The organism is Sphingopyxis chilensis, from assembly GCF_035930445.1.
Taxonomy (GTDB): Bacteria; Pseudomonadota; Alphaproteobacteria; order Sphingomonadales; family Sphingomonadaceae; genus Sphingopyxis; species Sphingopyxis chilensis.
In genome coordinates, this window is the sequence record NZ_CP142394.1 from 788,734 (window position 1) to 801,028 (window position 12,295).

Annotated in this window: 11 protein-coding genes and 1 tRNA gene; 8 read left to right on the forward strand and 4 right to left on the reverse strand. The window is 61.1% G+C overall.

The genetic code is table 11. The features are described from left to right. Positions 1–6: 6 nt before the first annotated feature. The 8 genes from VSX79_RS03620 (at position 7) to VSX79_RS03655 (ending at position 6,402) form a co-directional block, all read left to right on the forward strand. Positions 7–1,902, forward strand: a complete 1,896-nt coding sequence (locus tag VSX79_RS03620) for an XrtA/PEP-CTERM system amidotransferase (protein WP_326914441.1) — start codon at positions 7–9, stop codon at positions 1,900–1,902. Positions 1,903–2,149: 247 nt separating this feature from the next. Further along, the gene (locus VSX79_RS03625; RefSeq protein WP_326914442.1) at positions 2,150–3,334 is read left to right on the forward strand and encodes a GNAT family N-acetyltransferase; all 1,185 of its coding nucleotides are present in this window, start codon (positions 2,150–2,152) and stop codon (positions 3,332–3,334) included. Next, on the forward strand, positions 3,331–4,197 hold the full coding sequence (locus VSX79_RS03630) for a cupin-like domain-containing protein (protein WP_179499833.1): 867 nt from the start codon (positions 3,331–3,333) through the stop codon (positions 4,195–4,197). The genes VSX79_RS03625 and VSX79_RS03630 overlap by 4 nt, the downstream gene beginning before the upstream one ends. Before the next feature lie 81 nt (positions 4,198–4,278). After that, entirely contained in the window at positions 4,279–4,497 is a 219-nt protein-coding gene (gene infA / locus VSX79_RS03635; protein WP_010162480.1) for a translation initiation factor IF-1, read from the forward strand. Continuing rightward, complete coding sequence (locus VSX79_RS03640) at positions 4,494–5,084, forward strand: Maf family protein (protein ID WP_326914443.1); 591 nt, start codon at positions 4,494–4,496, stop codon at positions 5,082–5,084. The genes infA and VSX79_RS03640 overlap by 4 nt, the downstream gene beginning before the upstream one ends. Continuing rightward, a complete protein-coding gene (locus tag VSX79_RS03645; RefSeq protein WP_179499834.1) occupies positions 5,077–6,069 on the forward strand; it encodes a ribonuclease in 993 nt (330 codons plus the stop codon). The genes VSX79_RS03640 and VSX79_RS03645 overlap by 8 nt, the downstream gene beginning before the upstream one ends. After that, complete coding sequence (locus VSX79_RS03650; protein WP_179499835.1) at positions 6,059–6,241, forward strand: DNA gyrase inhibitor YacG; 183 nt, start codon at positions 6,059–6,061, stop codon at positions 6,239–6,241. The genes VSX79_RS03645 and VSX79_RS03650 overlap by 11 nt, the downstream gene beginning before the upstream one ends. Before the next feature lie 85 nt (positions 6,242–6,326). Then, positions 6,327–6,402, forward strand: a tRNA-Phe gene (locus VSX79_RS03655). A gap of 108 nt (positions 6,403–6,510) precedes the next feature. Here the strand turns inward: VSX79_RS03655 and VSX79_RS03660 are convergent. The 4 genes from VSX79_RS03660 to VSX79_RS03675 are packed head-to-tail and all read right to left on the reverse strand — an operon-like array spanning position 6,511 to position 12,213. After that, on the reverse strand, positions 6,511–8,418 hold the full coding sequence (locus tag VSX79_RS03660; RefSeq protein WP_326914444.1) for a hypothetical protein: 1,908 nt from the start codon (positions 8,416–8,418) through the stop codon (positions 6,511–6,513). Further along, a complete protein-coding gene (locus VSX79_RS03665; protein ID WP_326914445.1) occupies positions 8,415–9,365 on the reverse strand; it encodes an ATP-binding protein in 951 nt (316 codons plus the stop codon). Before VSX79_RS03665 ends, VSX79_RS03660 begins: the two co-directional genes overlap by 4 nt. After that, entirely contained in the window at positions 9,362–11,449 is a 2,088-nt protein-coding gene (locus VSX79_RS03670; RefSeq protein ID WP_326914446.1) for a Mu transposase C-terminal domain-containing protein, read from the reverse strand. The genes VSX79_RS03665 and VSX79_RS03670 overlap by 4 nt, the downstream gene beginning before the upstream one ends. Then, positions 11,446–12,213, reverse strand: coding sequence for a TnsA endonuclease N-terminal domain-containing protein (locus VSX79_RS03675; protein WP_326914447.1), 768 nt, complete (start codon positions 12,211–12,213; stop codon positions 11,446–11,448). Before VSX79_RS03675 ends, VSX79_RS03670 begins: the two co-directional genes overlap by 4 nt. Positions 12,214–12,295: the final 82 nt, after the last annotated feature.

A 12,295-nucleotide genomic window follows, 5' to 3' on the forward strand; every position in this document is an offset into this window, starting at 1 on the left:
CCACATATGTGTGGGATCGCGGGCATCTATCATCTCGAAACGGCGAAGCCGGTCGACCCGGCCCGCCTGCGCGCGATGCTTCAGCCGATGCAGCATCGCGGCCCCGATGGATCGGGCGAGTGGACGGCGCCGGGTGTCGGCCTCGGCCATCTCCGCCTCTCGATCATCGACATCGCGGGCAGCCCGCAGCCGATGGCGAGCGACGACGAGACCGTCACGCTCACCTACAATGGCGAAATCTACAATTTTCGCGAACTGCGCGCCGAACTCGAGGATCGTGGCCACCGTTTCCGCACCAGCGGCGATACCGAGGTCATCATCGCCGCGTGGCGCCAATGGGGCCCCGACTGCCTGTCGCGGCTCAACGGCATGTTCGCCTTTGCGATCCACGATCACCAGCGCGGCTGCCTGTTCCTCGCGCGCGACCGGCTGGGGGTAAAGCCGCTCCATTATGTTCGCCTGTCCGACGGGTCGGTGGCCTTCGCATCGGAACTGAAGGGGCTGCTCCGCAATCCGCTGCTCCGGCAGGAAGCGAACCTGACCGCGATCGAGGATTTCCTCGCCTTCGGCTATGTCCCCGATGATAATTGCATTGTCGCAGGCGTGGAGAAGCTGCACGCCGGCCATTATCTGATGCTCGAACGCGGCAAGCGGGTACCGGCGCCAACGCGCTGGTGGGCGCCCGATTTCTCGAAACGCATCCGCGCGTCGGAAGGCGAGGCGGCCGAGCATCTGGTTCACCTGATGCGCGCCGCGGTGACCGACCGCATGGTCGCCGATGTGCCGCTCGGCGCGTTCCTGTCGGGCGGGGTCGACAGCAGCGCGGTCGTCGCGCTGATGGCGGAGGCGAGCACGAAGGCGGTCAAGACCTGCACCATCGGCTTCGATCAGGCCGCGCTCGACGAAACGGCCTACGCTCAGCAGATCGCCGAACGCTTTGCCACCGACCACCGCACGCGCACCGTCTCTTCGGGCGATTTCGCGCTCGTCGACCGGATCGCAGACATGTTCGACGAACCTTTCTCCGACGCCAGCGCGCTCCCCACCTACCGCGTTTGCGAACTCGCGCGCGAAGAGGTGACGGTCGCCCTCTCGGGCGACGGCGCCGACGAGGCCTTCGCGGGATACCGCCGTCTGGTGTTCCAGCATCAGGAGGAAAAGCTCCGGAGCCTCATTCCCGGCGTCCTGCGCCGCGGCGTGCTCGGGCCGCTGTCGCATGTCTGGCCGCAGATGGATTGGGCGCCACGCCCGCTGCGGGCCCGCGCGACGCTCGCCAGCCTCTCCAAAAACGGGGCGGAGGGTTATGCCGAGGCGGTCGGCGTAACGGGGCAGGCGCAGCGCGCGCGTCTGTTCAACGATGCCGCGCACCGCGCGCTCGGCGACCATGTCGCCGAGGCGCGCTACTGGAAGGCGATGAAGGACGCCCCCGCGCGCGAGCCGCTCGACCGCGCACAATATGCCGATATGCAGATATGGCTTCCGGGCGATATCCTGACCAAGACCGACCGGATGAGCATGGCGGTCAGCCTTGAGGCGCGCGAGCCCCTGCTCGATTACCGCCTGATCGAATTTGCCGCGAGCCTCCCCGCATCGATGCGCGTCAAGCGCGGAACGGGCAAGGTGATCATGAAGCAGGCGATGGAGCGCTATTTGCCGCATGATATCCTTTACCGCCCCAAGATGGGGTTCGTGACGCCGGTTTCGGCGTGGTTCCGCGGCCCGCTGGTCGAACAGGCGAAGGGGCTTGCCACCTCGTCGACGCTCGCGCGTTCGGGCTGGTTCGACATGGCCGAAATCGAACGGATCGTCGCCGCGCACCAGTCGGGACGCCGTGATCACGGCCGGTTGATCTGGCAATTCTTCATGCTCGAAAAATCGCTGGCGAAGCTGTTCGGGATTTGAACTGTGGCTTCGGTTTTCGGGTGGGGAGCTGCCGTTCCCTTTTTCCTTTCGTGTCGAGCGAAGTCGAGACACCCATCGATGTGGCGCTTAGCCCGAGGGGCATCTCGACTTCGCCCGATGCGAACGGAGTGGGGAGCCTGCATGTCAGCCTCCGGTCGAAACCCGCTATCCCGACCCGGTGTCGCTTGACGAAAACCCCGAACGAATCGCCACGCCATATTAACGCTTCGCTGCTAATCTCTCGCCGATGACGGTCCATCCCGCCTTTCCGACGAGCGCCGATGAAGCCGCGCCGCTGGCCGTGCGTATCGTCGATCCGCTGTCGCTCTCGGACGACCTCGCGACCGCATGGGACCGGCTCGGCGATGAGGCGAGCGAACCCAATCCTTTCGCCGAACGCTGGTGCCTGCAATCGGCGCTCCATCTGCTCGATCCCGAACGCCAAGCGCGGCTCGTGCTCGTACAGGGCGGCCGCGACGGGCCGGTAATCGGGGTCATGCCGGTCGCGCCCGCGCTTCACTATGGCCGCCTGCCGATGCGCCACGTCACCGGCTGGGCGCACCCCAATCATTTTCACGGGGCTCCGCTGGTGCGCGCCGGTTTCGAAAGTCTCTTCTGGTCGATCCTGCTCGGTTGGTGCGATGCGTCGCCCTGGGCGCAGACGCTGTTGCATGTGCCGCGCCTGACCGAGGACGGCCCGCTTCAGCGCGCGCTGGTCGAGGTCGCGCGGGCGCGCGGCGGCGAGGCGATGGTGGTGCATCGCGAAGAACGCGCGCTTCTCGAAAGCCCGCTGTCGCCCGGCGACTATTGGGATGCCGCGGTACGCGCCAAGAAACGCAAGGAATTGCGCCGTCAGGCGAACCGGCTCGCCGAAGAGGGCGCGGTAGGCTTTCGCCACTGGCAGGCGGGCGACGCGCCCAGTCCGTGGATCGACGCCTTCCTCGATCTCGAAGCGCGCGGCTGGAAGGGGCGCGCCGGATCGGCGCTCGCCAGCCACGGCGATACCGAGGCGTGGTTCCGCGCGATCGTGACCGGCGCGGCGGACGCGGGCAAGCTCGACATGCGCGCGCTCGACCTCGGCGGCCGCCCGCTCGCGATGCTGGTCAATTTCCTCTGCCCGCCCGGCGGCTTTTCGTTCAAGACCGCGTTCGACGAGGATTATGCCCGCTTCTCGCCGGGGGTGTTGCTGCAACAGGCGAACCTCGACCTGCTCGAAGACCCGAAGATCGCGTGGGTCGACAGTTGCGCCGCGCCCGGCCACCCGATGATCGACAGCGTCTGGCGCGAACGCCGTTCGCTGGTCTGGGTCAATGTGCCGCTGTCGGCGCCCGCCGACCGGCTGCGTTTTGCGATGCTGGGCAAGGCCGAGCGCCTGTGGCGGCGCTGGAAGGGTGCCGCCATGCCCGCAAATGAGCTAGAAAGCCCGACATGACCGCGCACCAGCCGATCGACCGTGCCGTATTCCCCGCCGAAACGCTAGAGCGGATGGCGGAGCTTTATCCGCAGCGGGCGGGATTGCTGCAGCATCATCTTCCCGACCATCCGCTCCTGTCGCTTGAAGCGCTCGCCAGACTGGGCGAAGGCCTGCCCGCGAGTGAGGTAGAATATAATCCCGGCAATGTGCCGATCGGCATCCGGCCGGAGGATGTCCCGTCGAACGGCCTGTCGATCGGCGAGACGATCCGCACGATCGATACGAATGGCAGCTGGGCGGTGCTCAAGAATATCGAGAATGTGGATGCCTATCGCGCGCTGCTGATGGACCTGCTCGGCGAGCTCGAACCCGTCGTGAGCCCACGCACGGGGGCGATGCTGACGCCGCAAGGCTTCATCTTCATCTCGTCGCCGAGGTCGATCACCCCGTTCCATTTCGACCCCGAGCACAACATTCTGCTCCAGCTCAAGGGGCGCAAGGTGATGAACGTCTGGCCTGCGGGCGACGAGCGCTTCGCGCATCGCCGCGAGCATGAACGCTATCACACCGGCGGCCACCGCAACCTGCCATGGGCGGAAGGGTATCGGGAAGAGGCGCAGCAGGTGCCGCTCGGCCCCGGCGACGCGGTGCTGATGCCCGTAATGGCGCCGCATTTTGTCGCCAATGGCGATGCGCCGTCGATCTCGCTGTCGATCACATGGCGCAGCGAATGGAGCTATCGCGAATCCGAGGCGCACGCTGCCAACGCCGCGCTGCGCCGCATGGGGCTCGACCCCGTCATGCCCCCGCGCTGGCCGAGCTATGCGTGGATGAAGACCGTCGGCTGGCGTGCCGCGCGCAAGCTGCGCCTCGTCGAATGACGACTGTGACAGATTGCTTCCAATTGCTGCGAATTGCGGTTATGGGCCCGCATCCTGATATTTCGAGCCCATAGAGGATAGATGGCGAAAGAAGAACTTCTGGAAATGCGCGGCCAGGTGGTCGAACTGCTGCCCAACGCGATGTTTCGCGTCAAACTGGAAAATGATCACGAGATTCTGGGTCACACGGCCGGCAAGATGCGCAAGAACCGCATCCGCGTTCTCGTGGGCGACGAGGTGCTCGTCGAACTCACCCCCTATGACCTGACCAAGGGTCGGATCACCTATCGCTTCAAGTGAGCGGCGCGGCGACCATTCCCGCGCTGGTGCTTGCTTCGAGCTCGCCGCGTCGGCGCGAATTGCTGGCGCGGATCGGTCTTGAGCCGACGCGCATCGCCGCGCCCGAAATCGACGAGACGCCGCTGAAGGGCGAGCTGCCGCGCGACTATGTCGCCCGCCTCGCGCGGGCCAAGGCGCTCGCGGTCGAGCGCGCCCCGGCCGAGGTCGTCCTCGCCGGCGACACGACGGTGGCCGTAGGGCGCCGCATCCTCGAAAAGCCGGCCGACGAGGCTGACCTCCGCCGGATGCTCGGCCTGCTGTCCGGCCGCCGCCATCATGTCTGGTCGGGCATCTGCGTCGTTGGTACCGGTGACCGGCCACGCGTCCGCGTCGTCGATACGATCGTAGCCTTCAAGGCGCTGAGCGCCGCGGAGATCGACGCCTATGTCGAATGCGGCGAAGGGATGGGCAAAGCGGGCGGATACGCGATCCAGGGCCGCGCCGAAACCTTCGTCCGCTTCCTGTCGGGCAGCCATTCGAACGTCGTCGGCCTGCCGCTTTTCGAAGCGCGCGCACTTTTGAGCAGCGCGGGAATCCCGCTTGGCTGAGTGGCTCTACGAAGCCGGGATCGGCGAAGCGCGCGCGGCGCTCGTCGAGAATGGCGAAATCGTCGAAGCGCGGATCGAACGCGACGGGGACGGCCCGCGCGTCGGCGCGATCCTCGAAGCGAAGCTGGTTGAGGCGGGCAAAGGCGGCAAGGGCGCGCTCGTCGCGCTCGACTGGCCGGGCGCGCCGCAGGCGACGCTCGCCGACCTGCCGCCGTCGACCTCGACCGGGGCGCGGCTGATCGTCGAAATCACCCGCATGGCGCTGCGCGAACGCGGCCGCGACAAACCCGCGCGCGCGCGAATGGCGGAGGTTGACGCTGCGATCGGCGAAGGTCCCGACCTGCGCGCGCGCATCACCGCAACGGGCATCGCCGTCATCGATCTGCATCCGGCCGGTCCCGACCGTCTCGAACAGGCGGGCTGGTCCGAACTGATCGACCATGTCCGCACCGGCCATTGGCCCTTTGCGCGCGGCGCGCTGTGGGTCGATGCGACCCCCGCGATGCTGCTGATCGACATCGACGGCGAGGGCGATGCGCTGGCGCTGGCGACGGAGGGCGCGCGGCAGGCGGCAGCCGTCATCCGTCGCTGCGACGTCGGCGGGTCGATCGGGATCGACTTTCCCTCCGTGCCCGATCGTGCGGGACGGCAGGCGATCGACGCCGCGGTGGACGACGCGCTGCCGCAGCCGTTCGAGCGAACCGCGGTCAACGGCTTCGGCTTCATGCAGATCGTCCGACGCCGGGACCGCCCTTCGCTGATCGAACAGGTCGGGCTCGATCCCGTCGCGACCGACGCCGCATTGCTGCTGCGCCGGGCGGAACGGGCGGTCGGGACGGGGGTGTTGACGTTGACGGCGCGCGCACGGGTGATCGACCATATCGCCGCGCACGCGCATTGGACCGAAACATTGCAGAATCGTACCGGCCGCGCCGTCCGCCTCGTCACGGATCCGGCTGTCAAAGGAGCGGGCCATGCCCAGTAAATCCCCGCGCTGCCCGCTCTGCGGCAAGCCGCGCGATCCCGAATATAAGCCCTTTTGCAGCCGCGGTTGCCGCGACCGCGACCTGTTGAACTGGTTCGGCGAGGACTATCGCGTGCCCGCCGTCCAGGCACCCGACGGCACCGCCGACGACGATCGTTTCGACGAGGAATAAATAGCCAAGAAAGGTGCTGGACAGGATGCAAAGCCCTGCCTATAGCCGCCGCTCGCCAGCGCGGCCGACCAGCCGCAAGCGCTTCGCCTGGGTAGCTCAGTTGGTAGAGCATGCGACTGAAAATCGCAGTGTCGGCGGTTCGATCCCGTCCCCAGGCACCACCACCTCATATATTATTGTCGCGTTCCATATTCGCCGACTCATCACGGCGTATAAGAGTTGAGGATTTCCCCAGTTTTTCGGCTGGGGATGTTTGGGATCCGGACTCCTTATTCCGGTACCGCTGACTCAACTGCTTCGAAATTCCGGATTTGCTGACTCCCAAACACCAGATTGACGTCGGATCGTCGCCAAATATTGCTCTTGTGGAGCGTCGCCGCTGGACAAAGGCCAGCTTCCGCCATCGCATTGGCAAAGCTCCGACCTGAGCCATCAAACCATTTAGATATCTCACTTGGAAAAACGTAGGTAGAGCGAAAAACAGCCAAATCTTCGAGCAAGAATCCTTTAGCGTGCTTCCGTAGAAGGCCGGATTCAGCAGCTCGTCCCAGTACAACGTCATTCACTCCGATTATCGGCGCCGCCGTACAAGCGGGGATGTAAATGTCCGGAAGCGGAAGCGTTCGGGCTTGTTCAAGGTGGGTACGTAACGCGCCGGGATGCGCGACTACTCTTTCGCTCCAGCTTTCACCCCCGGCGGCTAAGAACGCTCTTAGCTGGCCACGTTTGATCGCTAACAATGTGTCCGACCACGCGAACGGAGACAGATCGCTCGCCAATTGCGTTGAGAGGCTGACCAGATTGGAGTCATTCTTCGGCGGCGGGAGGGAGGCGAATAAATCGTAGAGATCCGCCACAGAGGCAGGCTCCAGCAGCGGGTGCGGGGCGAGAAGTTGTACGTTCTCATCCAGAATTCGCTCAACAAGCCCGTGTTCGATAAGCGCACTGATCGCGTACGCAGGCATACCCATATCGTTGGAGAATTTAAAAATGCCCACTCCCGATCTCATCTGTCCAACAGCTTTCTGCAGTTTGACACGATCAAAAAGATGAACTCCAGTTTCGCCTGCAGATTTTCCGAGTAGGCAGTCCCCGCGCACGGCAAGCCTTTTGAGCAATTTATCACTGATGCTGAATTCTCGCATAGCGTCCCACATCGCGATCGATTCCGTTCGCTCGGTGCACAGGGCGCGTGATCGCGACATTACTTTAAGGGGCAATTTGAGTTCACGTAGTATGAGGCCTACGCGTTTTTCCATAAGGTTGCAGAGCGGGGATTTGGATTTCGAATGGAAAAACCTACTGATAGGACCCAAAACTTGTCGCAGATTTCCGTCATTCCTCCGCGCACCTATGATCTTTCGCAACAGATTATCAACAGCATTGGGTCCACCCAGCAAAATATCCCACCCTTGGAATATCCCATTGTCTCGCAACGGGGAGAAATCGCCAGTAGCTAGTTGGCGCCAAAGGTTGCGACAATCGGTGCGGCTTGCGTTCTGTGCCAATGCGCCCAAGTCGATCGCGGCCGCAAAGATGTCCCCATGGTCCCAGTCACCAAAGGGCAAGGGGAGAAGTGCAGCAGAGGCGTCACGCCGCTTGGGATCCATATCGACGAGCGCGGCGATGTTTTGATACTCACGCCGACTTTCGGCCGGCAATTTTGGAGAGCGTCCCGTGAGCGGCTTTTCACAATGCTCGCAAACGGCAACTCCCAGCGACCGAGTCCATCCCAGCTTCTTTTGGCAAGCAGGGCAATTCGATTGAAGCGCGTCAAAATTATCTGGGCAGTATAGGAGAGGCCTGATCATCCAGATACTGCGCGCATATGGCCCGGCCGTCAGGGCGGCAAACGACAATCGTCTCACATTTGCTTCGACAAATCGCCTTTCCAGCGGCGTCCCAAACCAATCGACGGTTGTGCGTTCACTTTCCTCCAAGCGGGGCAGCATGCGGCGAGCAACCTCAATCGGAGATATCCCCATAAGTTGCCCGATGTTGGCGGAAGCGGCCGATTGAGTGAATGGTACGAACGCTGTGCGCGGCGCATTAACATTTGCATGCTGAAGCAAGGTTGCTGTTGCTGGCAGCACATTGACCTCAGCGGATCGCGCTATTGCCGAAAGCAAACTCTCGTCCGAATGGATCTCTACGGGTGCGCAAAAAGGCCTGATCATACAGGAGCCAATCTGCGTCGTATCGGGCCGAGGCCATCACGTAAGGGGTTCCGAGTATATAGACCTTTGATTATTGCTCGATCAGTTGCCCCGATAAGGTCCGCCTTGTCTACGAGCATTCTAGATTTGGTCCCGGCGAGTTGAACCGCATCCTTGATGAGGTTACACGCGGCTCCGAGGACACCCTGCGAAACCTCCAGGATGCACGCGGGGATGTCATCATTCAGAAGATGACGAAGTTTGCCCGCACCCACCTGTTCGGATTTCAGCAAATAATCCGACAAAAATGCCCAGAAAAGATCGCGGTCCGCAGTTGATGTCGGGTCGAGCGGATGGAGATCGATATGATCTTCGGTGCGGTGAGCCAATTGAGCGTTTCCACTGAAGGGCTTCCTCGCCTCCTCAAGCCCTGCAACCACGATCGGACAGCTCCCGGTGATAAGCAGACGTTTCACGGTCTCGCTGACCGACATGACAACCTTGCGGTTGTCGCTGTGTACCAGGTGGTGGAATTCATCGAGAAATAGCACCTTAACCTTTCTCGCAACCAGGTAGTTCGCAGCCCTCCTTAACAGTTGGGCCTCGGTTCCAGATTCAACCAGCGCATTGCAGCCAAAGCCCTCAAATGCTTCCAAAATATCTTGAGCAAACTGTCGGCGAGTAGTGTTGGCGCCGAGCGTAACCTTGAGTGCGGGTATCTCTCCGGCCATCAAAGCTTCATGGGTATTGAGTTTCTGGATATAGCTATCGATTATCGTCGTCTTCCCGGATTGCGCAGGGGCGATCAAGCTCGCGCAACGCTTCGGTTGGCCCGGTTGAAGTCCGCTAAGCTCGACAAGGTAGTCAAACGTCCCATGGGCGGCCCTTGCCCGCGGGTTATCAATAACGATGCTATCCATTAAAGCACGACGCTGGGCTGGCGAAGGGAGGTCAATAACGCCCGTCATGCGATGCGCTCGAGTGATTGTCCGATCGACTTTGCACGGTCGCGATCGGCAAAGGGATCGAAAGGCGGAGATTCCTCGAATGTGACAGGTGCTGTCGCCGGGACCTTCGGCCTAACGGTGCGAGCTCGCACTGTTCCCTTTTCGGGTTTGTCACCACCCACGCGGTGGGCGACCGTTTCGATCTTGATACTAGCGTCGTCCGACGGGGCGAGTGAACTCGTCAATCGTGCCTTACGACGCCTTTCCTTCAGGGGCAGCTTGTCGTAACTTTGCTGAATGCTGCGCAGAAGGGCCGACTTGCGAACGCAAAGTTCATCGTCCGTAATGAAGTCTTCGTCATTTTCGCCCTTACGGCGTTGAAGCTCAAGGTGGACACGCTCACTGAGGCGGTAGGCGTATTTTTCGTTCGTGCACGGCAAAGGCACATAGGTGTTTTTAACCTCATTCCAGACGAAGACCCGCGACAAGTCCTCGGGATGGTACTTGATTTTCACCCTCGCCGAACCCCGACGGACGTTAGCCGGCTGGAGAGGAAGCAAGTCAGCGAGGAGAGTGTCGACCGCATCCGACCGATACGAAAGCCCTCGAAATTTCACGCCCTCGTGACTCAGCATGCGATCGCGAACCAACTTGCCCATTGCATGGTCCAAAGCCGAGAGATCGTGAGCCAACTCCAAACCGTCGCGTTTGACGCCCTCACGCCAGACCCGCAAAGGTGTGTCATAAATGCCGTCGTGCCTGTCGACCGAGTAGACTTCGACAAGGTAGGTACAGACTAACTCGTCAAGTTCTTGGAGGGTCAAGACGGCGTCTGACTGGGGATCGATCCGTCGTTCTCGCAATGCCACAGGATTATCGACTACGGCGCCGGGCAGTTTGTGAACGAGCTGGTTGTCCAGGCGTGAAAAGAAGCGTTCGAGAATTCCCTTATATTCCGGTCGCCTTACCGGAGCCCACTCGATCGATATGCCAGAGTCGGCGCAAGCGTCGACGAACGAGGAACCGGTATTCTCCCAAGCGTTGTCAGCCAGAATTGTGCGGGGGACGCCAAATGCCTCCCACTGTCCGTCAATTTTAGGGAATCTTTGTTTCATCTCCGGCATCCCCCGCATGGCTGCACGGATGCAGCTCATCGCAGAAAGAACGCTCGGGTCTTCGAAGGATAGAGAGTATCCAAGTATCATCCTCGATTTGACATCGATCAGTGCGGCGAGCCAAGGCCTGCCAATGACGAACCGGCGAGTTGCATCGCAGATATGAACGTCCATCCTTTTTTGGTCGAGAATTGCCACGTCCAAGATCCGCTTTGTGCTGAGCGAGTTTCGGATCCCTTTGAATTGCCGGTCCGCGATGTGCTTTCCCTGCCGCGCCGCTACGTTGTCATACGTCCGTTCCATCTGGAGCCAACGCCACAACGTGGTGCGGCCGGGCACCTTAATAGGCGACTGGCCTTCTTCCACTCGGCGCTGGTTCTCATGAATCAACTGGGCGCGAACCTCATTCTGAAAATCCTCAAAGGTAAGTTTGTAGTTGGACCAGTATCGGCCGCTCGCTGCTTCAAAGACCGATTTCACGGACGGATGAAAAGACCGGCGACCAGCGTTCGTACGCTGTCGATCACCCATTTGTTTCGGTCGCCGGTCCCCATCCTGACCACGTTCTCGCAACCACCTGCGAAGCGTATGGGGGCTCGGCGGATCAATAGGGTCCGGCTGGCGCCCCATATTGGCGCTGATGAATGCTTGCAGCTTGGATGTCGATTTTGGGACCGGCGATTTATCGTACTCGCGCACCCAGAAGAGCCTCCATGCCCGCAAAATCTTCTTGGTTGGCGATTCATCGTCTCCACAGCTGTCGCCAGGCGTGTCTTTGGTGCGATGAAGGCGGATTTTGCCCTGCGAATATGCCGTCAGAAATTCGTCGGGCGTGAAGTTCACAGCTCGCCGCGAACGAATGCCAAGGAACTGGAGATCGTCCGATCCATCGGCGCGAGGCTTCAGCGGAGGAACCAGACTGTGAAAGGTCAGTTCGTCACCATCCACCGTGATCCGTTCGCCGAACTCAAAATTGATTAAGCCCCTCACGGCGAATTGGCCTCAAGAAGCGATACTGCTGCGCCATCATGCAGCCCGTTGGTCACATCGATATTTACGAACCGGCGCACCGCCATCGCGAAGAGCGTGGCTTTAGGATGAGCACCATTCATCATTGAGAGTATGTCGCTCAGCGGTTTGCTCTCGCTCCGCAGCGCGTGGTGTACGGTAGTAATGTCGACCGGGGTGATAGCCGTGCGGCGATAAGCCTGAATTTCTTCAATTGCCGAAAAGGACGGCTCGTTCAAAATCGCTGAGCGTTCCCTGATCTCGAAATTGTGACCCAAGGCAGCGTAAATCTGGGACGCTTGTTCCAGCTTCTCGGTGTAATCCGTATCTGCTTTAGGATCGAAGCTGTCCTTGATCTCGATAACTCTCCGCTGACCGCCCGCCACGTGATCAATGCGGTCCGGCGTATAGCGACGAGCTTTTCCCGCGCACCGCCAGTGCATCGTCTCGGGCTGCACGAAATAGGACGTGATTTTCGGATCGACCTCGCAGCGGTATAAGTCACGCAGCTCGAGCCGTGACTCCCACGGCAGCAAATTGCCCATTTTGACGCTGAAATAGCGCCCCATCGCCCGGGCGCGGCGCCCGTTCGAGATTCTCACGTGGCCGCCTCCTTGGCGGCGCACAACTCGCACATCCTCGATCTGAGTATCGGCCAAGGAAAGGCTCAGGCTTAAAGAAAATTTTTCAAACAAGGAAATATCCCGAATCGCAATGCCATAATGATCGCGATAATCGGAAACCATGTCAACTAACAAATCAGGTAGGGCAAATGTATAGTGTAATTTACGACCAATGTATAGTCAAAATGTCGGTCATGTGATTTAA